Here is a 25826-nt window from a genome sequence, read left to right as displayed (position 1 = left end):
GGTTACACCTCTATATAGCCGCCGGGGGATTGCGTCAGGTACTCGCGCCCGGTGTCGGTGATCAGAACAGTGTCGGAGATCTGGGTGCCGCCCACGCCGGGAATACGCAGATTGGGTTCAAAGGTGAAGATCATTCCCGGCTCCAGCACCAGCGGCGAACGAGCGTCCAGCGACGAATGCTCATGCGCGCCGATACCGATGCCGTGGCCGATGCGGCCGGGGATATAGTTGCCGTATCCGCGGGCTTCCAGCCGGGATTTGACCTGTTCGAACAGCTCGCGGTATGGCGTACCGGGGCGGATCAGCGCATCCACCTCCGCGCGGATAGTCAGAATGGCGTCGATGGCGCGCCGGTGCTCCGCGGGCAGCGGGCCACAGGCGATAATACGTTCATTTTCCGCATGGATGCCGTTGGCGATGCTCCAGATAAACACCGCCACCGTCTCCCCGCGCCGCGGCTTGCGCAGCGTCGGGTTATCGCAGTTATAGAACAGTCGATCCCCCGCCAGCGCCCAGGTCCAGAGACCGTTCTGCACGCCCCCTTCCAGCGAGCCGAAATCGCACACCTCCACCTGCGGATAGTGCCGCAGCCACAGGCGGTTCATCGCCTCCATGGAAGCAATGCTGATCTCGCGTTCGCTGCCGCCGTCGGCCGTCGCCTCGACGGCCGCCGCCATGCCGCAATCGGCGATGCGCGCGGCAATGCGCGCCTGAGCGATTTCATCCGCGTCCTTGATCAGCCGCGCCTGCTCAATCAGGGGCGAAACATCGCTGAACGTCGCCTGCGGCAGCGCCTGTTTCAATTGGGCAAAACGCCGCAGCGGCAGAAAATCCTCTTCGATGCCCACCCGGCCGGCCGCAACGCCCAGCTCGCGCAGTATCGACGCCAGCGCATCCAGCCAGTTCGGCCCCAGCGTGACTTTGTTCGACCAGGCGCCGTATAAACGGATATCCGCCACCCAGGCGCTGGCCCGACCGTGATCGTCGCGCAGCGCGTGCACCAGCATAATGGGATCGCGCCCGGCGGCCACGATGGCGATCACCGGGTGCGAATAGATAATCGGGTTGAAGCCGCTAAGGTAAAAACTGTTTTCCGGCTTAAAACACACCATCACCTCCACCCCTTGCTGCGCCATCAGGCGTTGCACGCGGCCAAGGCGGGCCGGCGGCGGAGAAGATGTTCCGGATGCCGGGTGAAGCGGTGAGTTCATCGTTGCGTCCTCAGTTTCGGGTCGAAATAGTCACGCAGCCAGTCTCCGAGCAGATTGACGCTCAGCACGGTAAACAGAATGGCCAGACCGGGAAAGGTGACGATCCACCAGGCGGAAGAGATATAGACGCGCCCGTCGGCCAGCATCCGGCCCCAGCTGGGATCCGGCGGTTGCACGCCCAGCCCGAGAAACGACAGCGCCGCGTCCATAATAATCAGCCGCGCCAGTTCCAGCGTCGCCACCACCACCGCCGGCGTCAGCACGTTGGGCAGAATATGGCGCCACATAATGCGCCAGCCGCCGGCGCCGATGGCGTGGGCGGAGAGGATGAATTCCTGCTCGCGCAGTGACAACACCTGCCCGCGAATAATGCGCGCATAGCGGATCCAGCTGGTAAGCGCCAGCACCAGAATCAGGTTGCGCATCGACGGTCCAAACGCGGCGACCACCAGCAACGCCAGCAGCATCAGCGGCAACGCCAGCTGGATATCGACAATGCGCATCAGGATGCGGTCGATTATGCCGCGGTGATACCCCGCCACGATGCCGCACAGCACCCCCACCATGCCCCCCAGCACCACGGCGATAAAGGCGATGGTCAGGGTGATGCGGCTGCCGTGAATAATGCGCGACAGCACGTCGCGCCCCAGTTCGTCGGTGCCGAAGGGATGCGCGCCGGGAGAAAACAGGCCGCTCCAGGTCGGCGGCTGCATGCGCAGCAGCAGATTGGATTTGGTCGGCGGCATCAGGCCGAGCCAGGGGCCGAACGCCGCCGCCAGCAGCAGGATAACCAGCAGAATAAAGCCGAACATCCCGCTGCGATTTCCGCCCAGCGCCAGGAAAAACGTTTTCATCACCGGGTTTCCTCAGCGCCGTCGGGAAATGCGCGGATCGAGAACGCCATATAGCAAATCCACCATGAAATTGATCGCCACAAAAATGACCGCCATCAGCACCACGCCCGCCTGAATAACCGGGAAATCATGGACCTGTATCGCCTGCACAATCAACCGCCCCACCCCGGGCCAGGCGAAAACCGTTTCCGTCACCACCGAGCCGCCCAGCAGTTCGCCGGCGATAATGCCGACCATGGTCACCACCGGGATCAGCGCATTGCGGGCGACGTGCCAGACAAACACCGTGCGCGGCAGCAACCCTTTCGCCCGCGCCGTGCGGACATAATCCTCGCGCAGGATATCCAGCAACGACGAGCGCAGCAGGCGGGCGATCGACGCGGTGACGAACACCGCCAGCGTCGCCCCCGGCAAGACCAAATGCGCCACGCCGCCGGCGCCGCCGGTGGGAAACCAGCCCAGGTTGACGGCGAAAAACAGGATCAGCATGATGCCCAGCCAGAACACCGGCGTGGCCTGTCCCAGCAGCGCGGCGACCATGACGATAAATTCCGCCGGCGTGCCGCGCGTCAAGGCGGCGATGGTGCCGGCGACGGCGCCGAAAATTACCCCGAAAAGCAGGGCCGTGCCAGCCAGGCTGACGGTGGCGGGCATATGCTGCAACACCACTCTGGAAGCGGGCTGCATATACTGGAAAGAGGTGCCGAAATCGCCGCGCAGCATGTCCCACAGAGCATGGAAATATTGCTCGGCCAACGGCCGATCCAGTCCGAGGCTGTGGCGCATCGCCTCCAGTTCGGCCTGCCCGGCCCCCAGCGGCAGCAGTAGCACCGTCGGGTCGCCCAGCACCCGCGTCACAAAGAACACGATGGTGACCACGCCCCAGATCGCCACCAGCGCCTCCAGCAACCGGGTGAGGATATAGCGCGGCATCAGGGCGCGCCCTCAGCTATAAAAGCCTCGATTTCCGCCAGTACCCGCTGATTGGCCTCGATATGCACCGGATGATTGGCCCCTTCCACCTCCAGATAGCGCGCGCCGGGAATGGCGTCGGCAATCAGCCGCGACTGCGACGGCGGACAAATCCAGTCGTTGCCGCCGACGATAACCAGCGTGGGCGTCTTGATGCTCGCCAGTCGATCGCGCAGGTCATACGCCTTATCGGCGAACAGCGCGTTGTGGGTCTGCGCATGCACCGAGAGCGTTCGCGTGCGCTCCAGCGCCGCATCGGCGTCGAAACGTTCATAATAGAGCGGCTGCAACGCCAGCCAGATCAACCGCAGTTCGGTGTCGTCCGTCACCCGATCGGAAAACAGCTTGTCAATCATCCCCAGCGATGCCGAAGGGGCTTTATGCAGGCGCGCCTTAAAATTGGCGATGGCCTGCGCTTCATGATGATGGCTGGGCGCGGTGCCGCGCAGAATCAGATGCTTCAGGCCGTGAGGATATTTCAGCGCATAACTCAGGGCGATCATCCCGCCGAACGAGCCGCCGATCAGGGTGATTTTTTTACCGCCGGCCAGCCGCTGGCGGAAGGCTTCGAGATCGTCAACCAGTTGCGCAAAGGTAAACGGCGGCGTCAGGCTGGACTGCCCGCAGCCGCGCTGGTCGTAAGCCAGCAGGCGATAGCGCGCCGCCAGCGGCAGAAAGGCGCGGAAGTCGCCGCGATGGTCGCCGATGCCCCGGCCGCCGTGCAGCGCCACGATGGTTTCCTGATGATCCTCCCCCGCCAGCTCGTAGGCGAAGGTCGCGCCGTTGAGCGCAATGCGGCGTGCGGAAACGTTAGTCATCATTCCGCGCTTCCGCGTCGCGCCACTCATCGCCCAGCAGCTCCGGCGTATCGAATGCCAGCAGGTCGTCGTAATGCCGCTGCCGGTCTTCCACAAACAGGCTGCGGGCGATGCCCTGCGCCAGCCGGCGGGCGCCGTCGCTGACGGCGGGAATATCGCCGGACAATTTGCCGTGCGTTAAGGTGGAGGGGTAGTTAAAACAGTGGATGCGCTCCAGCAGCGGACTCTGGCCGGGGGTTTTCTGCTGGAATTCGAACGCCGCCCCCAGATAGGGGGACGTCGCCAGTTCGTCGTTCTCCTCTCCCGCCTCGGGCGTAAAGCGATCCCGCCAGAAGGCGATGTCCGGAGCGAAATAACGCAGTTCGGGCCGGCGCGACAAATCCACCCGGAACCCGGTGGCGAAGATAACGAAGTCGAGCGGGTAGTCGCCCGTCGGCGTGTTCAGTTCCACCCGCCCCGCGTTTTCCCGCAGCGCCGTTACCGGGCTGCCGAGGTGAAAAAAGGCGTTGTCGTGGCGCGACACGCGCAGGGTGGAGTCGCGCGGCGGCGGCGTCTGCGCCGCCAGCGTGGCGGCGAGGAACTTCCATTTCCAGGCATCGCTGAGGCCGACGAACCCCTGCACCACGCCCTGGCTGGCGATGCCGGTGAATTTGTTGATGCGCGGGATGTCCCGGCGGCGAATAAACAGATCGACCTGCCCCGCCCCCTGTTCCAGCGCGACGGCGGCGTTATCCATCGCCGAGGCGCCCGCGCCGATAACCCCCACCCGTTTGCCCGCCAGCGCGGAAAAGTCGATATCGTCCGCCGAGTGCGCCCAGTATTTTTTATCCAGCGCCTGCGCCAGCTCAGGAACGTAAGGCCCGCCCAGCCCGTCGCGCCCGCTGGCCACAATCACCCGGCGCGCCAGGTAGCTCCGCGTTTCCTGCGTCTCCAGGTCGCGAGTGGCGACCTCGATAAGGTTCTCTTCCGCCGGTTGCAGCAGGGTCACTTCCGTCCGATTCAAGACGGGAATATTCAGCACCTGGCGATACCAGATCAGATAATCCATCCACTGGACGCGCGGGATCTTCTCCAGCGACGCCCAGGCGACATCGCCGAACTGCGCCAGATACCAGGCCTGAAAGGTGAGCGCGGGCAGCCCCAGCGCCGGACCGGCCAGCTGTTTGGGGGAGCGCAGCGTTTCCATTCTGGCAAAGGTTTTCCACGGCCCCTCGCGCCCGGCGGGCGCCCGGTCGAAGCACAGCACGTTATCGATGCCGAGCAGTTTCAGCGCCGCCGCCGCCACCAGCCCGCACATGCCCGCCCCGAGGATCGCCACGTCAACGACATACTGCCCGGCGGCTTGCCGTGCGGGAACCCAGGGCTTGGCCGGCAGTTCCAGCAGTTGCCAATCTTCCCGCAAACGCGCTTCCAGCGCGGCCAATCCTTTTCCATGCAATGTGGTCATCTGTCCCCGGCTCCTGTGAAAATCTTTTAACCCGCATCCTCGGAAAGCCCCGGCACGGGGCGGCGATAAGACAAACCAATGATGTTTAAAACGCATTATTACCCGCTTTATATGTGAATTCTTAATGATAATTACGTATGTCGTTATGCGGAAAATTGCGTGTACAAGGTAAAAGAGATGCCGCATTCTTTTAAAAAATTTACGGCGGACGAATAAAAGAAAGGGACGGACGGCATGTCGAAGACGGCGATTTTAGAGGACCTGGATTTGCGCCAGCTGGAGGCGTTCTCCGCGGTGATTTCCTGCGGCAGCATTACCGCTGCGGCAAAAAATCTCCGCCGGTCGCAGCCCGCCGTCACCCGGCTGATTCAGGAATTCGAAAACAAGATCGGCTATCCGCTGTTCCAGCGCAACGGTCCGCGGATAACCCCCACCGAGCAGGCTTACCAGCTGCACGAGTCCGTGGAGCATGCGCTGATCTCGCTGCGCCAGGTCCAGCTGCGCGCCCAGGAGATCGCCGAAGAAGAAGAGAAACCGCTGGTGATCGCCGCCACGCCCGCCATGGCCGCGGGCCTGCTGCCGGCGGCGCTGGCCAAAGTGGATATCAGCGTGCCGCTGCAGATCCTGAGCTACTCGGCCGAACAGACGCTGCACGCGGTGATCGACGGCCGCGCCGATATCGCCATCAGCAGCCTGCCGTTGGATCATAAAAACGCCCACCGCCACTGGATCGGGCAAACGCGCTGCGTGGTGGTGCTGAGCGAAGACGACGCGCTGGCCCGGCAGCATGAAATTACCCTGCAGGATCTGGCCGCGCGTAAAATTATTACCCTTTATAACCCTTATCGCCTGCGCCATCGTTTCGAGCAGGTGATGAAAAAAGCCGACATTCAGCCGCGCTACATTATCGAGACCAACTCCTCGGCCAATGTGCTGGCCTGCGTCCGCGCCGGACTGGGGGTGGCGATCACCGAACCGGTTACCGCCTACGGTCTGCCCCTTGCCGGCATGGTGATCCGCGAGCTGGATATTGATATTCCATACCATTTCGGCGTGATTACTCCCCAGGCCAAAACGCCGCGCACCCTGGTGTTGCAGCTGGTTGAAGCGCTGGAAAACAGCGCCAGGGAGCTATTGCCGAATTTCACGCTGTTTCATTCCGACGACCACCATAAAATCATGCTGTCGTTAAGCCATTGAACGATACAGGCCTGCGGCCACTGCGGGCGGCCCGCCGCTTCAGGGACTACGCGACAAACAACGCTGCCTGACAGAACAAGGGAGTCACCATGAAAGTCGCCATTCTGGGGGCGGGAAATATCGGTTTCGCCAGCGCCGCCTGGCTGGCCCACCGCGGACATCAGCCGATTCTGTGGTCGCCCGCGGCGGAAGATCTGGCGCCGTTGCAGGCCAACCAGCGCCGCTTGTCGTTTAGCGGCGTCATTGACGGCGCATGCCAACCTGAAGTCACTACCGATATCGCCTACGCGGTTAACGCGGCCGACGCGCTTTTTATCTGCGTGCCGGGCTACGCCCACAAAACGGTGATCGACAGTCTGGTTCGCCATATTCGCGGCGGACAGCCGGCGATCATCAACAGCGCCTGCTCGCTGAGCGCGCTGTACCTGTCAAAACGGCTGGCCGAACGCCGTATCGACGCGCCGATTATCACCTGGGGCACCACCCTGCTCACCGCCCGCCGTCAGGCCGGCGGATATAGCGTCGCCATTATGGCGGCCAGGCGGATTGTCCATGTCGCCACGCTGCCGATGCAGGCCAACCAGCAGGCGATCGCGCTGTGCGGCACCCTGTTCGGCGACCATTTTCAGGCGCAGCGCAACACGCTGGCCACCTCGCTGATCAATATCAATCCCATCGCCCATCTCGGGCTGGCGCTGTGCAATATTACGCGGATAGAACGAGAAGAAAGCTGGCCGCAATACCATTATCTGACGCCGGGCGTCGCCAATTTGATCGGCGCGCTGGAGCAGGAGCGGCAAACCGTGGCGCGCCGGTTCGGGTTGCAGATCCACGGCATCGAGGAACATTTTCAGCAGTCGTTTAACGTTGCGCAAAACACGCTGGCCGATATCGCCGCCGAACTGCACCGCCGGCGAGGCGGCCCGGCCGGCCCCACCAGCATGGATACGCGTTTTATTCTGGAAGACACCCCCTACGGCCTGGCGTTTGCCGAAGCGATTGCGCAGAAAGCGGGCATCGCGCTGACGCTGCACTCTTCGGTGATTAACGTCGCCGCGGCGATATGGAAAAAAGATTTGCGCCAGCAAAATAATATCCTGCCGGAGCTGGGCCTGGAGGCGATGTCGCTAAGCGAGTTTGATCGCGTTGTTTGTGACGGCTTCCGGTGAATAAAAGTGTCTTGACCGCTGACGCTTAACACAGTATCCGCGGCGCCTCCAATCGGTCATCCCCGCGGTAGTAAGCGGGGATCTGCTTTCGCTGCGGCTCGGTGTTGCTGAGATGCCCGCCTGCGCGGGCATGACGGGCGGAGGGTCTGATGGATAAGGGTGACTTGACTACAGTAACCCTCATTCTCCCGGCAAACAGCACCGCACCCGATGGGTATCCGTTAACCAGTAATACTGTTCCGGGTGGCGGATACAGCGCTCGCCGTCGCGGAAGTCGCACCCCGGGTCATGGCTGGCGGTCTGTAACTCCCGCGCCTGGTTTTTCAGCCGCGGATGCGCCGGCGGGATGGCCTGAAGCAGATAGCGGGTATAGGGATGCTGGGGATGGGCGAACAGCTCCGGGACGGTGGCCTCTTCCACAATCACGCCGCGCGACATTACCCCGACGCGGTCGGCGATATGGTGCACCACGCTGAGATCGTGGGCGATAAACAGGTACGCCAGCCCCTGTTCGCGCTGCAGCCGCATCAGCAAATTAAGAATCTGCGACTGGATGGAGACATCCAGCGCCGACACCGGCTCATCGCAGATTATCAGCTTCGGCTCCAGGATTAGCGCCCGGGCGATGCCGATACGCTGGCGCTGACCGCCGGAAAACTCGTGCGGGTAGCGCCGCGCATCCGCCGGCGTGAAGCCGACGCGAGTCAATATCCGCTCTACCTGCTGCCGGCGCCGGCGGGCGTCGCGCACGCCGTGGATAATCAGCGGCTCTTCGATGCTGTAACCGATAGCGCGCTGCGGATCGAGCGAGGAGAGCGGGTCCTGGAAAATCATCTGAATATCTTTGCGCGCCTCGCGCCACTGCCGGCCGTTAAGCGTCAGCAGCGACTGACCGGCGAACAGCACTTCCCCGCCGGAAGCGGCGGTCAGCCCCAGCAGGCTGCGCCCGGTGGTGCTTTTGCCGCTGCCCGACTCCCCCACCAGCGCGTAGGTCTCGCCCGGCATAATATAAAAGCTGACGTCCCGCACGGCGGTAAAACGCTTACCGCGCCAGCCCTTGCCCTGGAAGGTTTTGCTTAAGTGACGCACGGTCAACAGCGGCGCGCTCATGGCAGGCCGCCTATCTCTTCGGCGCGCCAGCAGCGCACCCGGTGAGCCCGATCCGCCAGGGCGCGCAGGACGGGAGGCTGTTCGCGACAGCGGGCCTGGGCGTAAGGGCAGCGATCGGCGAAACCGCAGCCGGGTATGGAAACGGACAGCGCCGGCACCGTGCCGCGGATCTCCGGCAGGTCGGTTTTGCGCGCGCCGTCCAGCCGGGGTACGGCCTGCAGCAGCGCGCGGGTATAGGGATGCAGCGGGTTGTCAAACAGGCTGACCACCTCCGCTTCCTCCACCACCTCGCCAAGATACATCACCAGTACGCGCTGACACAGCTGCGCCACCACCGACAGATCGTGGGTAATCAGGATGATCCCCATCCCGCTATCCGCCTTTACCTTTTCCAGCAAAGCCAGAATCTGCGCCTGGATGGTAACGTCCAGCGCGGTGGTGGGCTCATCGGCGATCAGCAGCGCCGGACGGCTGGCGATAGCCATGGCGATCATCACCCGCTGGCGCATGCCGCCGGAAATTTCATGGGGGTAGGCCGCCGCGCAGCGGCGGGCATCGTCAATGCCCACCTGATGCAGCAACGAGAGCACTTCCGCCCGGCGCTGCCTGCGGGTCAGCGCGGTGTGCAGCCTCAGGCTCTCCTCAATTTGAAACGCCACGGTAAACACCGGGTTGAGGCTGGAGAGCGGATCCTGAAAAATCATCGCCAGTTGGCTGCCGCGCCAGCGCTGTAACGCCGCGGGCGTCAGGCTGCGCAGCACCTGGCCGTTAAAGGTCATTGCGCCGCTTACGCGACTGTAGCGCGGCGGCAATAGTCCCATCAGCGCCTGCGCCGTCACGCTTTTGCCGCAGCCGGACTCGCCGATAATGCCCAGGGTTTCATGACGCTTGAGCGTAAACGACACATCGCGCACCGGCGACACCACGCCCTGTTCGGTGGCGAATTTCACCTGCAATCCATCCACCGCCAGCAGCGTATCTGACTGTACAAGCTCACTCATCGCCCTGAGGCCTCGTTTTTCAACTGGCGAAACAGACGGCGCGTCCGGGGCTTCAGCCCGCGATCGGACCCGTCGCGCAGCGCGTCGCCGACGATATTCAGCGCCAGAATCAGCAGCACGATGGCGATGCCGGGGAAAAAGGTCATCCACCAGGCGGTGAAAATCACCTTTTTCCCTTCCAGCAGCAGATTACCCAGGCTGGGCATCGGCGCCGGAATGCCGGAGCCGAGAAAGCTCAGCGCCGCCTCGGTGAGAATGGCCACCGAGAAGATCCAGCTGACCTGCACGATCAGCGGGGAGACGACGTTCGGCAACAGGTGCAGCCAGATAATGCGCGCGCCGGTGGCCCCCTGAGCGCGCAAGGCTTCAATATAATTCTTTTCCTTGATCACCAGCGCGGCGGAGCGGATCACCCGCGCCACCGAGGGAACGTACACCAGCGACAGCGCCAGCACCACGTTCGATACGTTCGGCCCCAGAATGCCGACGATGGCGATCGCCAGCAGCAGCGAGGGAAAGGCGAACAATCCGTCGCAGATGCGCATCAGGATCAGATCCAGCCATCGATACCAGGCGCACAGCAGCCCGATCGCCATCCCGACAATCCCCGCCACCAGCGCCACCGCCACGCCGACGGAGAGCGAAATGCGCACCGCCAGCGCCACGCGGACAAACAGGTCGCGGCCGAAGTTATCGGTGCCGAACCAGTGGGTGGCGTCGGGCGGTTTCAGCCGGCTCAGCGGACTAATGGAGTAGGCATCGAACGGGCTTGCCAGGGTGCCGAGCAGGGAGAACAGCACGATGATCAACAGCAATGCGCCGCCCGCCGCCAGCTGTGGCTGGCTCAGTAATTTTTTCATGACGGCTTACCGCTCACGGAAAGGCGGGGATCGAGCAGGTAGCTGAGGATATCCACCGCCAGGTTAATCAGCACATAGCTGACGGTGATCAGCAGCACCGCGCCCTGAATCACGGTGAAATCGCGCCGTTCGATGGAGTCGACCACCAGCGAGCCCACCCCCGGAATGCCGAATACGCTTTCAATCACAATGGCGCCGGTGACCAGCGAGCCGAACGATTCGCCGCAGATGGTCAGCACCGGCAGCAGCCCGTTTCTCAGCGTGTGGCGCAGCAGCACCAGCGCTTCCGGCACCCCTTTGGCGCGGGCGGTGGTAATAAAGTTTTCCTGCAGCACGTCCAGCATCACCGCGCGGGTCATACGCGCAATCAGCGCCGATATGCGAAACCCCAGCGCCAGCGCCGGCAGGGTTAAATACCACAGGTTCAGCAGCGTATCGCCGCGGGTGGAGCTGTACCCCACCACCGGAAACCAGCGCAGCTGCACGGCGAAAAAGAAGATCAGAAACAGGCCGAGCAAAAAGCCGGGAATCGACATCCCCAGCGTCGCCAGCCCCATAATCAGCCGATCCGCCAGCCGGTCGTGCCGCCAGGCGCTGATAATGCCGCCGCCCAGCCCGAGCAGCAGCGCAATGCCCTGCGCATAAACGGCCAGCGCCAGCGTGGGCTGCAGATGTTGCAGAAACAGCGACAGCACGCTGGCGTTCATAAATAACGAGTGGCCGAGATCGCCGCGCAGCACCGCGCCGAACCAGACAAAAAACTGCACCGGCAGCGGCTTGTCCAGCCCCATTTGCCGCCGCAGCGCGGCGATATCGTCCGGGTTGGCGTCATTCCCCAGGATCACCAGCACCGGATCGCCCGGCGCCAGATGCACCAGGCAGAACACCACCACAGCGACCACAAACAGTACCGGCAGCAGCGCCAGCAGCCGATGGAATATATACCAGCCCATCATCTTCCCCGCTTAGCGCGCCGCGATGCTGACATTCCACAATACCGGCCCGATCAGGTCGTAATAGCCGTGAATATTATGTTTGATCGCCACCGCGTCCGGGGTGGTGCGCCCCAGCACGATCACCGGCAGATAGCTCCAGGTCTCGACGTGCAGTTTATCCACCAGCGGTCTGGCTTCTGGCAGCGACGGCGCCTGCTTGATGGCGTCCAGCGTGGCGTCGATCTCCGGGCTGTTGCTCAGTCCGGGGAATTTGGCCCGCGAGTCGAGGAAAGGATACTGGTGCAATACCTGACGCATCGAGAACTCCAGCGCGCAGAGATCGAAATTCTTCGGATCCTGCCGGCGTTGCAGCACTGTCGCCCAGTCATAGACGTCAAGACGGGATTTCACCCCGATCTGCTTCAGCACCTGCTGCGCCACAATCGCCAGGTTATACAGCTCCGCGTACTCCTTGGTGGCGATAATCACCACCTCTTCGCCGTTGTAGCCGGACTCCTTCACCAGTCGGCGCGCTTCGTCCAGCTTATGCTGATTCCAGTACGGCTTGCCGGCCTCGCTGTACCAGTCCACCTGTTCGGGAAAGCCCAGCGAGGGATCCGCCCTGAAAAAGCGCTCATCGCTGTAACCCGCCAGCAGCACCTGATGCACGTCCAGCGCCAGATTGAACGCCTGACGCAGTTTCAGGTCGGCGAACGGCCCGCGGTTCTTGTTAAACAGATAGGTAATCAGCGATCCGCCCGCCTCCGGCCGGTAGAGCCGCACGTCCCGCGCATTGTTGAGCGCATCGATATTGTCTTTCGGCAGGTCGAAAATAACGTCGTATTCGCCGGTCAGCGCCCCGGCGAGGCGGGTGGACTCATCGGTGATATAGCGGAACCAGATATCCTTGACGTCCGCCTTTTTCTGCCCCGACAGGCCGTTGCCCGGCTCGCTGCGCGAGACGTAGTCGTCGTAGCGGGTGAGATGCAGGTATTCGCCCTGTTTAAACTCCGCCAGCTTATACGGGCCGGTGCCGATAAGCTGGCTGACCGGTTTCTTGCTGGCGTTGGCTTCCTCTATCAGCCGTTTGGGCATGATGGAGGCGAGGTTTTTCAAATCGGCGAGCACGTTCAAGGTAATCAGCGACGGCGTCTGCACCGTCAGCCGCACGGCGCCGTCGTCGACTTTGGCGAACTGCGCGCCGGGAAGATTGGCTTTCCCCTGGGTGGAGACCGCCAGCCAGCGGTTCATCGACGCCACCACATCATCCGCCGTCAGCGGTTGACCGTCGTGAAAGCGGATCCCCTCGCGCAGGGTAAAGGTGTAGGTTTTGCGGTCGTCGCTGAGGGTATAGCTTTTCACCAGCTCCGGCACCGGTTCAAAACGATCGTTGATGGTGAACAGCTGTTCAAAGATATGGCGCACCACATCGGTGGTGGCGCTGTTGGTGGTCAGGTAAGGATCGAGGGTGCCCGGCCGCTTGCCGTAAGCGATATTCAGCGTCGCGTTGCGGTCGGCGGTTTCCGCCTGCGCGAATCCCCAGGGCAAGCTGGCCGCCAGCAACAGCGCGGCGAGCGAAAAGGTAAACAATTTCATCGACGGGAAACTCCCTTATTGTTGTAATCGGCGTTGTTGTAATGATGGAGGCGCTAATGTCCGGGATCAGGCGGCGTCCGTTACGCCGCGCCGGCCGGCGAACTCGTCTTTGACTTCCTGCAACAGCTGGGCGTCCGTCAACAGGCGCAGCCCGCTGCGCGCCAGCACTTTCGCCCCGGCGATCAGCGCCGTGTAGCCCAGGGGCGAGTCGGCCGCTTCCCGAAACGGCACGGTATGGCCGATCAGGTCGTCCGGGCCGATTTTGATAGTGGGATGAGCGGTGGGCACCGCGTGGCTGATATCGCCGGCGTCCGTCGAGCCGATGCCCTGTTTGTCCGTCAGATCGACGCTTTCCCCCACCGCGGTAAACTCCTCCAGCAGCAACCCGTTCAGCCGATGATTGATATTAAAATCGCGCGGCCCGACCTGATGCTCAATCTTTACCGTCGCCCCGGTCGCCAGCGCCACGCCCTCGGCAATGGAGCGAATGCGCGGCTCCAGCGCAATCACTTCCTCACGGGTTTTGGCGCGAATGTAGTAGTGGGCCGAGGCGTATTCCGGAATAACGTTCGGCGCCTGGCCGCCGTTGGTGATAATGCCGTGCACCCGCACGCCGTCGGGCAGCTGCTGGCGCAGCACGCTGATGCCGTTATACAGCAGCACCAGCGCATCCAGCGCGTTCACGCCTTTATGCGGCGCGCTGCCGGCGTGGGACGGCCTGCCGTAAAAATGAAAATAGAGATGGTTGTTGGCCAGCGACGGGCCGGTGAGCCGCGTTTTGCCGGATGGATGCACCATCAGCGCGACGTCCACGTCTTCCAGAAAACCGTGCTCGACAAAGCGCGCCTTCACATTGCCGTTCGGTCCGCCCTTGCCGCGCAGCCCGCCCTCTTCGGCCGGCGTGCCCAGCACCACCACGCGTCCGCCGGTCTCCTCGATAACCTCGCCGAGGGCCACCGCCGCCGCCACGCTGGTCACCCCGATAATGTTGTGGCCGCAGGCGTGGCCGATATCGATCAGCGCGTCGTATTCCGCCAGAAAAGCGATGGTCGGCCCCGGTTTGCCGCTCTCCTTTAGCGCATAAAAGGCGGTTTCATGCCCCGCCACGTTGGAGGTGACCTGAAACTGATTTTTCGCCAGCAGCGTGGTGAGCAGCTTATTGGCGTAATACTCGTTATTGCCGGTTTCCGGGTGGGCGTGAATATCCCTGGAGACGGTAATATATTCCTCGCTGTGTTTTTCGATGCTCTCTTCCAGTTGCGATAATAGTCTTGCTGCGCCCATGTTTTTGTCACCACGTTGTTAAAACAGTGGCTGATAGTTAACGCGGAGCGGGTGGGAAATAAAAACATCGATTTTTGCTTTCTATATGCGTTTTTTAATTAACGTGTTTGCCGTCGTTATGCCCGCGAGTCGCGCGCTCAGGCGAGGCTTTTCAGTTCACGGATCATATCGCCCAACAGCCGGTGCAGCCGATCCCGATGACCGGAGCGCGCCGCGGGCGAACCGGCGTCCGCCGTCGTGGCGTGTCCGCGGTAGCCCCGTTCGGCCAGGATTTGGCCGTCTCTGGCGATAATCACCGTTTCAAGCGGCGTAATCGCTTCCGCCTCATCGAGCAGCCGCGTGACGGACTCAATCGGCTCCGCCGCATAGGCGCCGAGCGATAAGAAAAACAGCGCGATAGCGGATGCGGCAACCCCGCGCATCCTGTCAGACCACAACCGAGTGCGGCAATATTGCCTACGCATCCGCTCCCCTCCGTAACAGTGCCGATAGCGTATTGCCTCAGGATGACAAATCAGCGGCTAACGTCCAATCGGTTCGCCGCCGGCGTTGGCGATCCGCTTCCGTCCCGCATAGATTTTCCCCCAGGCAAGACCCAGAATGGCCGCGGTCAGCGAACCCAACAGCACGCCCAGTTTGGCTGCGCCCAGCTGATTCTCGCTGGAAAACGCCAGCATGGCGATAAAGATCGACATGGTAAATCCGATCCCGCCCAGCAGCCCGATCAGCGCCACCCCGCCCCACGACACATCCGGAGGCAGTTTGCATAATCCCAGCCGTACCGTCAGCCAGCTTACGGCGATAATACCCAAAGGTTTGCCCAGCACCAGCCCCGCTATCACGCCGATCATCACCCAATGGGCGCCTTCGGCGGAGAGATTGACGCCATCGACGCTCACCCCGGCGTTGGCGAGCGCAAACAGCGGCATGATGAAAAAGGCGACCCAGGGGTGAAGCGCCATCTGCACGCTCATCACCGGCGGAAGCAGTTCGCGCCGAACCAGACGCAGTTGTTTGAAAGACTGCGATAGCGTGCCCGCCGGTTTGTCCGGATCCGCCAACTCATGGGTGATGCGTAAAATGTTGTCGCGCACGGACTGATGGCTACGCGCCGGCAACACCGGCGTGATAAGCCCCAGCACCACGCCCGCTATCGTCGGATGTATGCCCATAATCCACAAGCCGCTCCAGATGACGATGCCCGGAATAAGGTAGACCACAGCGGAGCGAATGCCGATTAATTGCATACCGGCGACCAGCAGCATGCCGGCGCCGGCAATCGCCAGCCCGCTATAGTCGAGCTGCGCGGAATAAAAGAGGGCGATCATCATAATGGCGATAATGTCGTCGATGATCGCCAGCGTAAGCAAAAAGACCCGGATGTTCCCGGGGATGGAGCGCCCCAGCAGCGCGAGAACGCCCACGGCGAAGGCGATATCGGTGGCGGTGGGCACCGCCCAGCCATGATGCCGCGCCGGATCCTGATTAAACAGGATATAGATTAACGCCGGGACGGCCACGCCCCCGAAAGCGGCAATGATAGGCAGCGCGGCCTGCCGGATATTGCTCAGCGCCCCGGCGTGAATTTCATATCTGATTTCCATGCCGACCACCAGAAAGAAGATCGTCATCAGCCCGTCGTTGATCCAGAAATGGAGGGACTGGGAAAAGGAGAACGATCCGACGGCGATGGCAAGCGGCGTATGCCATAAATGGTGGTAGCTGGCGGAAAAGGGAGAATTGGCCCAGATTAAGGCGATTGCCGCGGCGGCCAGCAATATGATGCCGCTAACGGATTCAATATGGGCAAAACGTTCTAATGTGGCGAAAGCGCGTTCAGCGAACAGACGAACACGCGGAATTTTACGCGGTGAAAGGTCGCGCCTCATAACGTGAAAACTCCGCGCGGCGGCCCGACCAACGCATGATGATAACCTGCCTAACTGCCCTATACAGCCGACACCCGCTGGGAAAATTATCATGCCCGCCGCCGGAATGGCAAGAGCGACGGCCGCCGCCGGGGCGGTTGAAGTCTGAAAGCGCTATGCATTATGCTATTGTTGGCTTGCCAATATAATTTCCCTTTTCATTACGCCACGCGCTCATTCATCGAAAGAAGGTTCCCCCAATGCTCAAAGGAATGTCCATCTCGCGCAAAACGCTCCATAGTGAGATTGCCGATCTTATTCGAGAAATGATCGTCCGCGGCGAACTGGAACCCGGCAGCCGCATCCCCGAAAAAACGCTGTGCGAACAGTTTGAGATATCGCGCACGCCGCTGCGCGAAGCGCTTAAGGTGCTAGCCACCGAAGGGATGATCGTCCTGCTGCCTCAGCGCGGCGCCCGCGTGGCCACGCTGACCGATGACGAGCTGTTCGAAATTTTCCCCATTATCGCCAGTCTGGAAGGACTGGCCGGCGAGATAGCCTGCCAGCATATTACCGGCGACGAGTTGGCGAATATCGAGCAGTTGCATCACGCCATGCTGCTGGCGTATCAGCGGCTCGACAGACTGGAGTATTCCAGACTGAATCGGGAAATCCATTTAGCCCTCTTTGCCGCCACGCATAACCAATCGCTGATTGCGCTGTACCACAATCTTGAACTGCGCATCAGAAATATTCGGCATACCATCCGGCAGTTGCCTCAGGATTGGCAGTTGGCCGTGCAGGAACATGAAGAGATCCTACGGTGGCTGCGGGAAAAAAATGCCGGGAAGCTGGCAACGACCCTGCGTAAGCATGTGATGAGCACGGCAAACGCCGTGCGTAACTCGGTGAACGCCGTTTCGGTCAGCCATCACCAATAGCATAAGATTTATTTATATCACCCTCCTTTAACCATCTGCATCACTTCGCAATAACAATTTGAATTTAAAACATTAAATTCAAAGCATCCGGTCGGTTTTTATCTTTGTGATAAATGAATTAATTATACATTATTAATTTTCATTGACCGCTTTCGCCTAATTGATCGATTATCGACCAGCCATACTCCTGCTGCGTTTCTCTTTTACGGGCCGCCTATCCGCCGCGAAGCGCAGACTGGTCATCAGTACGAAAGAGCAATTAACGACGGTATTCCGTGGAGAAACCATGAAACGACAGATATTGGCTACGTCTCTGTGCACGCTCATTCTGACGACTGCATCGGCTGGCGCCGAGGAGTTGGCGGGAACATTAAAAAAAATCGCCGACAGCGGTCAGATAACCGTGGGACACCGCGACGGCGCGGTGCCCTTTTCCTATTACGACGATAATCAGCGGCCGATCGGCTATGCGATGGATATCTGCGCCGCGGTGGTCGACGCGGTAAAAACCAGGCTGAACAAACCCGACCTGGCGGTCAGCACCCTGGCGGTCACCGGCACCACGCGGATCCCGCTGCTGGCCAACGGCACCATCGATATGGAATGCGGCACCACCACCAACAACGCCGAACGTCAGAAACAGGTGGCCTTCTCCACCACCTATTTTGTCGCCGCGGTCAGAATTCTGTCCAAAACATCCGCGCCGGTGGCGTCGATGGCGGATGTGAAAGGGAAAACGGTGGTCACGCTGGCGGGCACCACCAGCGTCAGAATCATCAACGACGCCAATAACGCTCAGAAGTTGGGCCTGACGATCCTCTCCGCCAAGGATCTGGCCGAAGGCATGCTGACGCTGGAAACCGGCAGGGCCGCCGCCTTTATTTTCGATGACGTTTCTCTGGCCGGCGCGCGGGCAACGGCCAGAAACCCCGACGATTACCAGATTTCAACGGAACCGCTGTCGGTGGAGCCGTACGGCATTATGCTGCGCCGCAACGACGCGCAGTTCAAGGCGCTGGTCAACGCCACCATTGAAGGGTTGTACAGCAGCGGCGCCATTACCGCGATCTACGACAAATGGTTCACGCAGCCGATCCCGCCGAAAAACGTCAATATGAATTTCCCGATATCGGCGCAGTTGCAGAAAGCGATCGCCCAGCCCACCGACGATCCGAATCCCGAGCTTTACCGCTAAAAAACGCCCGCCGCGGGTAGCGCCATATCCAGGGATGTAGATGTAAAGTCGGCAACCTTAATCACATGCCGGTAAACGATAAAAACAGATTGACCAGGGCGACGATGAACTATAACTGGAACTGGGGCATATTTTTCGATATGTCGCTTGACGGCACCCATACCTACTGGCAAACGCTGATGATGGGTCTTGGCTGGACGGCCGCCACGGCCGTCTGCGCCTTTGCCATCGCGCTATTGCTGGGGTCTCTGGCCGGCATTGCCCGCAATACGCCGATCGCCATGCTGAACCGCTGCGGCAGCGCGTTCGTCGAACTATTCCGTAATATTCCGTTGCTGATGCAAATGTTTCTCTGGTATTTCGTCCTGCCGGAGGCGCTGCCCGAATCGGCGGGCGACTGGCTGAAACAGTTGCCCGACGCGCAGTTTTATACCGCCACGCTCTGTCTGGGCTGCTATCACGGCGCGCGCATGGCGGAAGTGGTGCGCGCCGGGCTGGAAAGCCTGTCCAAAGGACAGCGCATGGCCGGTCAGGCGTTGGGATTGACGCTGCCGCAGACCTATCGGTTCGTGTTGCTGCCGGTGGCGTTTCGCATCGTGACGCCGGCAATCACCTCGGAATTTCTCAGCTGCACCAAAAATACCTCGGTCGCGCTGGCTATCGGGCTGATGGAACTCACCGGCGGCGCGCGCGCCATGCAGGAAAACAGTTTCCAGGTGTTTGAGGCCTTTACCGCCGCCACTCTGCTTTATCTGCTGCTTAACCTGATTATCGTCTTCGTTATGCGCGGCATGGAAAAAAGAGCGGCGCTGCCGGGTTTCGGCGTCGCTCAGAACCGGAAGAAAGGCTGAAACGATGCTGACGGGATTCGATTTTCAAACCATCGTCAACGCTCTGCCCTACCTGTTTCTGACCGGCATGAGCTTTACGCTGAAGCTTACCTTCTGCGCCACGGTGCTGGGGATTATTTTCGGCACGCTGCTGGCGATCATGCGCCTGTCCCGTTTCCGGGCGCTGGCCGTGCTGGCCGCGGGTTACGTCAACCTCTTGCGTTCGCTGCCGCTGGTGCTGGTGATCTTCTGGTTCTATTTTCTGGTGCCCTATATCCTGCAATGGATAACCGGCGCGTCTTTTCCGGTCAGGGTCGATCCGTTCTGGTCGTCGGTCATTACCTTTACGCTGTTCGAAGCCTGCTATTTTTGTGAAATCGTCCGCTCCGGCATTCAGTCGCTGCCCGGCGGCCAGTCGCAGGCCTCGCTGGCTTTGGGGCTGAACGGCCGGCAAACCATGCTGTACGTTATTTTGCCGCAGGCCATGCGCAATATGCTGCCGCTGTTCCTGACCCAGACGATTATCCTGTTTCAGGATACATCGCTGGTCTATGTCCTTTCGATTACCGACTTTCTCGGCGCGGCCGCCAAGGTCGCGCAACGCGACGGGCGCCTGCTGGAGATGTATCTGTTCGCCGCCGCCGTTTATTTCATCATCTCCTATCTGGCGTCCAAGGCCGTGCGGCTGCTACAGAAACGCACCGCCATTATCCGTTAAGTGATGAAAGGTCTATCTCTTTTTTCAAACCGATTGGTGAATTGAATGCCCACAACGCAACATAACGACCAGGCCGATAACGCCGTTTCCAGCGCCGAAGACAATAATACGCTGTTACGCCTGTGCGCCGCGCGCCTTGATACCCTGAAGAACGATCGCATCGTGCTTTACGCCGGCGCCAATTTACCCAGCGAAGCGGCGATGGCCGCCTACTCCCCGGCGCTTAGCGCCTATCCGGCCATGGGCCCCCGTTTCGCCAAGGAACAGCCGGACACCGATCTGGTGTCAAAACTGGAAATCGCCGTGGAAAACGAAGTGAACGCGCTGTTCGGCTCGCAGTGGGCGGAGACGCGGCTGGCGAACTGCACCACGGCGAATCTGGCGGTATTTCATGCGTTTTCGCAGCCCGGCGATCTGCTGCTGGCGCCGGCCGCCGCCCACGGCGGTCATTTAAGCCAGCGGCGCGGCGGAACGCCTGAACTGGCGGGACTGAAGGTGATGGATCTGCCGTACGACGCGCGGCACGACCGTCTGGACGCCGTCGCCGCCGCCGAGATGATCCTGACCGTCAAGCCCAGGCTGGTGATGCTGGGCCGTTCGGTGATGATCAAAGCCGACGATATCGCCCCGGTGGTGGCCGGCGCGCGCCAGGTCGGCGCCAAAGTGATTTTCGACGCCTCCCACGTATTGGGGCTTATCGCCGGCGGAATGTTTCCCAATCCGCTGGCGCTGGGCGTCGATATTATGACCAGTTCGACCTATAAAACCTTCCCGGGCCGTCCCCACAGCATTATCGCCGGCCGTCATGCAGACGATCGCCGGCTTCTGTCGCAGCTGATCGAAGGCCGGATGATCGCCAACTGCGACGCGGGCTGTCTGCCGTCACTGCTGGTGACGCTGCTGGAGACCCGGCAGGATGGAGACGACTATGCGCGGCAAATTTGCCGCAACACCGCGGCCATGGCCGAAGCGCTGCGGGCACAGGGCGTGGCGGTGATCGCCGCGCAGGCGCATGAGACCGCCACCCATCAGCTATTGATCCCGATGGATTCGTCGATGCCGGCGAAAGCGACCATTACCGCGCTCGAACGGCACGGCATTCTGGTCGGCACCTGCGCCGATCCCCGCGCGCTGAATGAATTCGCGCTGCGCGTCGGCACGCAGTTTATGACGCGGCAGGGGAAAAACGAAACGGACTTCGCGGCCATCGCCCGCAGTCTGGCGCAACGGCTGGAGAAAACTGCGGCGGGACGCATGCGCTATCGGGGGTAAAGCGGCGCATCTTCCGCGCGGAGGATCGTCTATTAGCATCCGTAATGCGCAGAAGATCATTTCACGCGCAAAGAGATATACTGTAGCTATATCGCCACCAAGGAAATCATCATGCCCATCAAGCTTGTCCAGCCCCAGCACGCTCGCGAACTGATCGAGAACGGCGCCCTGCTGGTCGATATCCGTGCGGCCGATGAGTACGCGCGCGAACATATCGCCCAGGCGCGGCATATTCCGCTGAACGACATTGCGGCGCAGCAGCCGCTGACCGCCGACGGCGGCGTTATCTTCCACTGTCAGTCCGGCAACCGCACCCAGGCCAATGCCGACAGGCTCGCCGCCAGCGTGCCGGGCGACGCCTATATTCTGGACGGCGGTCTGGCGGCCTGGAAACAGGCGGGGCTGCCCACGGTGATCGATAAGTCACAGCCGCTGGAGATTAACCGCCAGGTGCAGATTACCGCCGGCGCCATCGTGCTGCTGGGCGCCGTTCTGGGAGCCACGGTTTCCCCCTGGTTCCACGCCCTGTCGGGATTTATCGGCGCCGGGCTGATCTTTGCCGGGATTTCGGGTTTCTGCGGGCTGGCCCGCCTGCTGCTGAAGATGCCCTGGAACCGCAGCTCGCCCTCTTCCTGAGATATCGTCCGCTATTTCGCTAAAAGCCGATCTCCGGGCTGCAATCCCGGAATGCAGCGTTGCGGGCATATCTTGTTCACCCGGTCTTCGTTTTTCCAGCGTACGCTTCGCTGTTAATCCACTGGTGGTCGGCTTCCCAGCTGAAACGCCATTGCCGTTTCGGCCCCGCCATCACGTTCAGGTAGTAGCTATCGTAACCCGCGATGGTAGCCACCGGGTGATATCCCTTCGGCACCAGCACTACATCTTTGTCATACACCGCCATGCTTTCATCCAGCGTGCGGTCGTCCGTGTAAACGCGTTGCAGGCAAAACCCCTGCGGCGGATTCAGCCGGTGGTAATAGGTCTCCTCCAGATAGGTTTCATGCGGGGGGTTGTCGTTATCGTGCTTGTGGCTGGGATACGAGCTGGTGCAGCCCTCGTCGGTGTAGACCTCCACCACCAGCAGGCTGTCCGCCGCCTTATCCTCCGGCAGAATATTATGCACATAGCGGCGGTTATGTCCGTATCCGCGCTGCTCCGCGTCAATATCCGCCGGGGCGATCAGCCGGGTCGGATAGGTTCCCCGCCCCGGCGCGGAGCACACCGCCAGCTCCAGAGGCGTATGGGCGGTTATGGTCGCGCTTTCACCGCTGGCGACGTACACCGCATAGGGTTTTCTGCGCTCAAACGGCTGCCGGCGATCGCCGATATCCTCAAAGCGTTCGCCGGGGGTGACGACGCTGGCCTTTCCCCCCAGCAGAACCAGACAGCGCTCGTTATCCGTGGCCGGCAGCGACAGCGTTTTCCCCGCCGCCAGCTGATAGGCGGCAAAGCCGACATAGTTCCAGCCGGCGCTTGCCGGGGTGATGCGTTGTATACACCCTTGATCGTCCGGGGTGCGATAGCGTGATAGCAACTGAGGCATGGGTGTGCTCCTTTGATGACGCCGGTGAACGTAGATTCCCGCCGACCGCCGCGGGAATGACGGAGAAGTGCGGGAATGTCGGTGAAGCCCGGGGATGACGGATAAGGCGACGACGACGGAAAATGCCGGCCATCAGATCAGCCCGGCCTGATACGCCAGACGCTGTAGGTTGTTGTAGCCCAGGGTGGCGTAGGTGAGCGGATGCGCCACGGCGGGATCCTGCTCCGCTTCCACCACCAGCCAGCCCTGATAGCCGTGCGCTTTCAGCAGGCGAAAAAGCGGCGGATAATCGACGCAGCCATCGCCCGGCACGGTAAATACGCCGCTGAGCACCGCGTCGAGAAAGCTGGTTTTACGGTTTTTGACGTCCCGCAGCACATCGGCGCGGATGTCTTTGCAGTGAACGTGATTGATGCGCGCTATCCAGCGTTCGGCCACCGCCAGCGGATCGGCGCCGGCAAAGGTCAGGTGCCCGGTATCCAGCAGCAGGCCGACTTCCGGCCCGGTGTGCTCCAGCAGATTATCCACGTCCTGCGCGCTTTCAATCACCGTTCCCATATGGTGATGGTAGGCGATCTGCAAACCCTGGCTGCGGGTATAACGGGCAAACTCGCTGAGCTTGTCGCCATACTCCCGCCAGCGTTCGGCGGGAAAACGCGGGCGCAGATGCACCGGCTTTTGCCGGTCGCCGTGCACGGCGCCGCTGACCTCGGCAAACACCATTACGTCGGCCCCCAGATCGCGCAGCAGATTGAGATGATCCTGCACCGCGGCGATTTCTTCCTCCACCGAGCGTTCGAGCAGCCGCCCGGAATACCACCCCGACACCAGGCGAAGATCGTGCGCTTTAAGGATCGGCCCCAATACGGCCGACTGCCGGGGAAATTTATTTCCCAACTCGAAGCCGGCGAAACCGGCCTGCTTGCCCTCGCTCAGACAGGTTTCCAGCGGCGTGTCCGCCCCCAGCGAGGGCAGATCGTCATTGGTCCAGGTGAGCGGATTAATACCAAGTTGAACGGCCATACTCTTTTCCCTCAATCATAGTAATAAGAAGGTTCGCTACCCGCGCTGGCGCCATAAGTCGATCAGTTGCAGGTAGTTATGCTTGATTTGCTCGATAAGCTGCTCGCTGTCGATGTCGTTTTTCAGCCACCTTTGCGCCGGCTGGGCAAACAGGGTGCGCCCCACGGCGAAACCTTTGACGATGGGGAACCCGACGGCGGCGTTGAAGCCCTGGCGCAGGCTTTCCAGCGGCGCGTCCAGCCCCAGGATCACCACCCCGCGGCAGTAGGGATCGCGCTGTTGCAGCAATTGGGTCAGCCGTTGCCAGCCGGACGCCGTCAGCGGCGGCAGTTTCCACCAGTCCGGCCGCACGTCCAGGTTGTAGAAGCGTTGTATCACCCGCAGGTAGTGTTCATCGCCGTGCGGCATGCCCGGCGGCAATATCACCTCCAGCAGCAGTTCGTGGCCGGACTGGCAGCAGGCCTGATACACTTCCGCCACCTTCAGCTCCTGCTCGCGCCGCAGCCGCTGGTCGTCGTCCGGATGGAAGAACACCAGACACTTCACCACGTGCTCCAGCGGCCAGTTGATCAACTGCGAGCCGATATTGCCGTGCTCCATCGCCAGCGGGCGCGATCCCGGCAGTTCTATCGGCCGGCCGATCCACCACCCCTTGCCGGTAACGGCATTCAGCGCCTCCTGTCCGAAGGTGCCGTCGCACAGCACCCCGGCTTTATCGTCCAGCCCGGCCTGGCGCGCGGTTTCGACGCCGGCCTGCAGGATCAGGCGCTTCAGCTCGGGGATACGGCCGATATCGGCGCCGCAGCCGATCGCCATCTCCTCCAACTGGCTGCGGTGATCGAACGCCATCACGCACAGCTCATGCCACTGCCTGCGCCGGGTGGTCACCCGGTGCAGATGATTCAGCTCGCGATCGAGATCAGGACGGGGAACCTCGTCCGCCCGCGCCAGATAGTTATCCAGTTCGATGCGGCTCGGCATCGCCGGGGCGCAGCCGTGGCGCGACACCACCAGCGCGCCGCAGGCATTGGCGTAGGCGCAGGCTTTTTCCCACCCCTCGCCGCCGAGATAGCCGCGCAACAGGCCGGACATAAACGCATCGCCGGCGCCCAGCACGTTGAGCACCTCGACCCGCACGCCGCGGATCGTCACCCCCTGGTCCAGCGAGTCGGGGATCGCCGCGCTGAACACCGAACACCCCAGCGCGCCGCGCTTGCACACCAGCTCCGCCCGGCTGTTTTCCCGCACCCGCCGCAACGCCTGCAGGGTGTCGGTGCTGCCGCCGGCGATATGGAACTCCTCTTCGGTGCCGACAATCACATCGAACAGTTCCAGCACCTGCTGTAGCTGCTCAGTCACCGCCTCGGCGGCGATAAAGCGCGTTTCGCCGTCCCCCAGCGCGGTCAGCCCCCACAGCACCGGGCGGTAGTCGATATCCAGCACCGTTTTCACCCCGTTGCGCCTGGCGTAGCGCAGCGCCGTCAGCACCGCCTCCCGCGTGCGGGGGTGGGACAGATGGGTGCCGGTGACCGCCAGACAGCGGGACGAGGCGATATAGGCTTCGCTGAAATCCTCCGCCGTGATGGCCATATCGGCGCAGTTATCGCGGTAGAAAATCAGCGGGAAGGTTTCACGGTCTTTGATGCCCAGCAGCACCAGCGCCGTCAGCCGCGTTTTATCGGTGATCAGATGGCTGGTGTCGCACCCCGCCTGTTGCAGCTCCTCACGCAGAAAGCGTCCCATATGCTCATCGCCGACGCGCGCCAGCATGGAAGAACGCAATCCCTGCCGCGCGGCGCCGTAGGCCACGTTGCCGGACGATCCTCCCAGGTATTTGGCGAAACTGCCCATATCCTCCAGTCGCGAACCAATCTGTTGACCGTAAAGATCGACGGCCACCCGCCCCATGCAAATCACGTCAAATGCCTTTTCCTGACTCATAACGACCACGCCCTATAGACAAAAAAGAAATTAAATCG

General features: G+C 61.5%; 24 protein-coding genes. 8 read left to right on the top strand and 16 right to left on the bottom strand.

Annotated features, from left to right (window positions below; translation table 11 throughout):
- Positions 1 to 2: 2 nt before the first annotated feature.
- From DDT56_RS15620 to DDT56_RS15600, 5 genes are read right to left on the bottom strand one after another with little or no spacing between them, the layout of a single operon-like run.
- The gene (locus DDT56_RS15620) at positions 3 to 1211 is read right to left on the bottom strand and encodes a M24 family metallopeptidase (RefSeq protein WP_136167358.1); all 1209 of its coding nucleotides are present in this window, start codon (positions 1209 to 1211) and stop codon (positions 3 to 5) included.
- On the bottom strand, positions 1208 to 2065 hold the full coding sequence (locus DDT56_RS15615) for an ABC transporter permease (RefSeq protein WP_136167357.1): 858 nt from the start codon (positions 2063 to 2065) through the stop codon (positions 1208 to 1210). The genes DDT56_RS15620 and DDT56_RS15615 overlap by 4 nt, the downstream gene beginning before the upstream one ends.
- A 12-nt stretch (positions 2066 to 2077) precedes the next feature.
- Entirely contained in the window at positions 2078 to 2998 is a 921-nt protein-coding gene (locus DDT56_RS15610) for an ABC transporter permease (protein ID WP_136167356.1), read from the bottom strand.
- A complete protein-coding gene (locus DDT56_RS15605) occupies positions 2998 to 3858 on the bottom strand; it encodes an alpha/beta fold hydrolase (protein WP_246856796.1) in 861 nt (286 codons plus the stop codon). The genes DDT56_RS15610 and DDT56_RS15605 overlap by 1 nt, the downstream gene beginning before the upstream one ends.
- Complete coding sequence (locus DDT56_RS15600) at positions 3848 to 5302, bottom strand: NAD(P)-binding domain-containing protein (RefSeq protein WP_136167355.1); 1455 nt, start codon at positions 5300 to 5302, stop codon at positions 3848 to 3850. Before DDT56_RS15600 ends, DDT56_RS15605 begins: the two co-directional genes overlap by 11 nt.
- Positions 5303 to 5536: 234 nt before the next feature.
- Here DDT56_RS15600 and DDT56_RS15595 point away from each other — a divergent pair, with 234 nt between their 5' ends.
- Together DDT56_RS15595 and DDT56_RS15590 are read left to right on the top strand one after the other, a co-directional pair.
- Positions 5537 to 6502 carry a LysR family transcriptional regulator gene (locus tag DDT56_RS15595; RefSeq protein WP_136167354.1) on the top strand — a complete coding sequence of 322 codons (966 nt, stop codon included), beginning with the start codon at positions 5537 to 5539 and terminating at the stop codon, positions 6500 to 6502.
- 89 nt (positions 6503 to 6591) lie between these two features.
- Positions 6592 to 7671 carry an NAD/NADP-dependent octopine/nopaline dehydrogenase family protein gene (locus DDT56_RS15590; protein WP_136167353.1) on the top strand — a complete coding sequence of 360 codons (1080 nt, stop codon included), beginning with the start codon at positions 6592 to 6594 and terminating at the stop codon, positions 7669 to 7671.
- A gap of 180 nt (positions 7672 to 7851) precedes the next feature.
- On the opposite strand, the gene DDT56_RS15585 is transcribed toward DDT56_RS15590, so the two are convergent.
- The 8 genes from DDT56_RS15585 to nhaA form a co-directional block, all read right to left on the bottom strand.
- Positions 7852 to 8781 carry an ATP-binding cassette domain-containing protein gene (locus DDT56_RS15585; protein WP_136167352.1) on the bottom strand — a complete coding sequence of 310 codons (930 nt, stop codon included), beginning with the start codon at positions 8779 to 8781 and terminating at the stop codon, positions 7852 to 7854.
- On the bottom strand, positions 8778 to 9782 hold the full coding sequence (locus tag DDT56_RS15580; protein ID WP_136167351.1) for an ABC transporter ATP-binding protein: 1005 nt from the start codon (positions 9780 to 9782) through the stop codon (positions 8778 to 8780). Before DDT56_RS15580 ends, DDT56_RS15585 begins: the two co-directional genes overlap by 4 nt.
- Positions 9779 to 10642, bottom strand: coding sequence for an ABC transporter permease (locus DDT56_RS15575; RefSeq protein WP_136167350.1), 864 nt, complete (start codon positions 10640 to 10642; stop codon positions 9779 to 9781). Before DDT56_RS15575 ends, DDT56_RS15580 begins: the two co-directional genes overlap by 4 nt.
- A complete protein-coding gene (locus DDT56_RS15570) occupies positions 10639 to 11598 on the bottom strand; it encodes an ABC transporter permease (RefSeq protein ID WP_246856795.1) in 960 nt (319 codons plus the stop codon). Before DDT56_RS15570 ends, DDT56_RS15575 begins: the two co-directional genes overlap by 4 nt.
- A gap of 9 nt (positions 11599 to 11607) precedes the next feature.
- Positions 11608 to 13173 carry an ABC transporter substrate-binding protein gene (locus DDT56_RS15565; RefSeq protein WP_136167349.1) on the bottom strand — a complete coding sequence of 522 codons (1566 nt, stop codon included), beginning with the start codon at positions 13171 to 13173 and terminating at the stop codon, positions 11608 to 11610.
- A gap of 66 nt (positions 13174 to 13239) precedes the next feature.
- Positions 13240 to 14457, bottom strand: a complete 1218-nt coding sequence (locus DDT56_RS15560) for a M20 family metallopeptidase (RefSeq protein WP_136167348.1) — start codon at positions 14455 to 14457, stop codon at positions 13240 to 13242.
- 137 nt (positions 14458 to 14594) lie between these two features.
- Positions 14595 to 14921: a hypothetical protein gene (locus DDT56_RS15555; RefSeq protein WP_210417038.1), complete on the bottom strand. Its 327-nt coding sequence runs from the start codon at positions 14919 to 14921 to the stop codon at positions 14595 to 14597.
- A 57-nt stretch (positions 14922 to 14978) separates the two neighbouring features.
- Positions 14979 to 16346, bottom strand: a complete 1368-nt coding sequence (gene nhaA, locus DDT56_RS15550; protein ID WP_136167347.1) for a Na+/H+ antiporter NhaA — start codon at positions 16344 to 16346, stop codon at positions 14979 to 14981.
- A gap of 239 nt (positions 16347 to 16585) precedes the next feature.
- Between nhaA and DDT56_RS15545 the strand changes: the two genes are divergently transcribed.
- From DDT56_RS15545 to DDT56_RS15520, 6 genes are all read left to right on the top strand, one after another.
- Positions 16586 to 17266, top strand: a complete 681-nt coding sequence (locus tag DDT56_RS15545; RefSeq protein WP_136167346.1) for a GntR family transcriptional regulator — start codon at positions 16586 to 16588, stop codon at positions 17264 to 17266.
- A gap of 286 nt (positions 17267 to 17552) precedes the next feature.
- Entirely contained in the window at positions 17553 to 18461 is a 909-nt protein-coding gene (locus tag DDT56_RS15540) for a transporter substrate-binding domain-containing protein (protein WP_136167345.1), read from the top strand.
- Positions 18462 to 18565: 104 nt separating this feature from the next.
- A complete protein-coding gene (locus tag DDT56_RS15535; protein WP_136167344.1) occupies positions 18566 to 19312 on the top strand; it encodes an amino acid ABC transporter permease in 747 nt (248 codons plus the stop codon).
- 7 nt (positions 19313 to 19319) lie between these two features.
- Positions 19320 to 20009, top strand: coding sequence for an amino acid ABC transporter permease (locus DDT56_RS15530; protein WP_246856801.1), 690 nt, complete (start codon positions 19320 to 19322; stop codon positions 20007 to 20009).
- Positions 20010 to 20054: 45 nt separating this feature from the next.
- On the top strand, positions 20055 to 21281 hold the full coding sequence (locus DDT56_RS15525) for a PLP-dependent transferase (protein WP_136167342.1): 1227 nt from the start codon (positions 20055 to 20057) through the stop codon (positions 21279 to 21281).
- Positions 21282 to 21392: 111 nt separating this feature from the next.
- Positions 21393 to 21917 (top strand): rhodanese family protein, encoded by a 525-nt coding sequence (locus DDT56_RS15520; RefSeq protein ID WP_136167341.1) that lies wholly within the window; start codon positions 21393 to 21395, stop codon positions 21915 to 21917.
- Positions 21918 to 21993: 76 nt separating this feature from the next.
- On the opposite strand, the gene iolB is transcribed toward DDT56_RS15520, so the two are convergent.
- From iolB to DDT56_RS15505, 3 genes are all read right to left on the bottom strand, one after another.
- Positions 21994 to 22824 (bottom strand): 5-deoxy-glucuronate isomerase, encoded by an 831-nt coding sequence (iolB, locus tag DDT56_RS15515; protein WP_136167340.1) that lies wholly within the window; start codon positions 22822 to 22824, stop codon positions 21994 to 21996.
- A 132-nt stretch (positions 22825 to 22956) separates the two neighbouring features.
- On the bottom strand, positions 22957 to 23847 hold the full coding sequence (gene iolE / locus DDT56_RS15510; RefSeq protein ID WP_136167339.1) for a myo-inosose-2 dehydratase: 891 nt from the start codon (positions 23845 to 23847) through the stop codon (positions 22957 to 22959).
- A 36-nt stretch (positions 23848 to 23883) separates the two neighbouring features.
- Complete coding sequence (locus DDT56_RS15505) at positions 23884 to 25788, bottom strand: bifunctional 5-dehydro-2-deoxygluconokinase/5-dehydro-2-deoxyphosphogluconate aldolase (protein WP_136167338.1); 1905 nt, start codon at positions 25786 to 25788, stop codon at positions 23884 to 23886.
- Between the last annotated feature and the right edge of the window lie 38 nt (positions 25789 to 25826).

The organism is Brenneria corticis (assembly GCF_003115855.1).
GTDB lineage: Bacteria > Pseudomonadota > Gammaproteobacteria > Enterobacterales > Enterobacteriaceae > Brenneria > Brenneria corticis.
Note: the sequence above shows the minus strand (reverse complement) of the source record. Positions and strands in the feature narration are given on the sequence as shown.

Coding starts and splice junctions, on each gene's coding strand:
- DDT56_RS15620 (WP_136167358.1), bottom strand. CDS start 1,211: ATGAACTCACCGCTTCACCCGGCATCCGGAACATCTTCTCCGCCGCCG.
- DDT56_RS15610 (WP_136167356.1), bottom strand. CDS start 2,998: ATGCCGCGCTATATCCTCACCCGGTTGCTGGAGGCGCTGGTGGCGATC.
- DDT56_RS15545 (WP_136167346.1), top strand. CDS start 16,586: ATGCTCAAAGGAATGTCCATCTCGCGCAAAACGCTCCATAGTGAGATT.
- DDT56_RS15560 (WP_136167348.1), bottom strand. CDS start 14,457: ATGGGCGCAGCAAGACTATTATCGCAACTGGAAGAGAGCATCGAAAAA.
- DDT56_RS15580 (WP_136167351.1), bottom strand. CDS start 9,782: ATGAGTGAGCTTGTACAGTCAGATACGCTGCTGGCGGTGGATGGATTG.
- DDT56_RS15565 (WP_136167349.1), bottom strand. CDS start 13,173: ATGAAATTGTTTACCTTTTCGCTCGCCGCGCTGTTGCTGGCGGCCAGC.
- iolE (WP_136167339.1), bottom strand. CDS start 23,847: ATGGCCGTTCAACTTGGTATTAATCCGCTCACCTGGACCAATGACGAT.
- DDT56_RS15505 (WP_136167338.1), bottom strand. CDS start 25,788: ATGAGTCAGGAAAAGGCATTTGACGTGATTTGCATGGGGCGGGTGGCC.
- DDT56_RS15555 (WP_210417038.1), bottom strand. CDS start 14,921: ATGCGTAGGCAATATTGCCGCACTCGGTTGTGGTCTGACAGGATGCGC.
- DDT56_RS15540 (WP_136167345.1), top strand. CDS start 17,553: ATGAAACGACAGATATTGGCTACGTCTCTGTGCACGCTCATTCTGACG.
- DDT56_RS15590 (WP_136167353.1), top strand. CDS start 6,592: ATGAAAGTCGCCATTCTGGGGGCGGGAAATATCGGTTTCGCCAGCGCC.
- DDT56_RS15585 (WP_136167352.1), bottom strand. CDS start 8,781: ATGAGCGCGCCGCTGTTGACCGTGCGTCACTTAAGCAAAACCTTCCAG.
- DDT56_RS15615 (WP_136167357.1), bottom strand. CDS start 2,065: ATGAAAACGTTTTTCCTGGCGCTGGGCGGAAATCGCAGCGGGATGTTC.
- nhaA (WP_136167347.1), bottom strand. CDS start 16,346: ATGAGGCGCGACCTTTCACCGCGTAAAATTCCGCGTGTTCGTCTGTTC.
- DDT56_RS15605 (WP_246856796.1), bottom strand. CDS start 3,858: ATGATGACTAACGTTTCCGCACGCCGCATTGCGCTCAACGGCGCGACC.
- DDT56_RS15535 (WP_136167344.1), top strand. CDS start 18,566: ATGAACTATAACTGGAACTGGGGCATATTTTTCGATATGTCGCTTGAC.
- DDT56_RS15600 (WP_136167355.1), bottom strand. CDS start 5,302: ATGACCACATTGCATGGAAAAGGATTGGCCGCGCTGGAAGCGCGTTTG.
- iolB (WP_136167340.1), bottom strand. CDS start 22,824: ATGCCTCAGTTGCTATCACGCTATCGCACCCCGGACGATCAAGGGTGT.
- DDT56_RS15520 (WP_136167341.1), top strand. CDS start 21,393: ATGCCCATCAAGCTTGTCCAGCCCCAGCACGCTCGCGAACTGATCGAG.
- DDT56_RS15525 (WP_136167342.1), top strand. CDS start 20,055: ATGCCCACAACGCAACATAACGACCAGGCCGATAACGCCGTTTCCAGC.
- DDT56_RS15575 (WP_136167350.1), bottom strand. CDS start 10,642: ATGAAAAAATTACTGAGCCAGCCACAGCTGGCGGCGGGCGGCGCATTG.
- DDT56_RS15595 (WP_136167354.1), top strand. CDS start 5,537: ATGTCGAAGACGGCGATTTTAGAGGACCTGGATTTGCGCCAGCTGGAG.
- DDT56_RS15570 (WP_246856795.1), bottom strand. CDS start 11,598: ATGATGGGCTGGTATATATTCCATCGGCTGCTGGCGCTGCTGCCGGTA.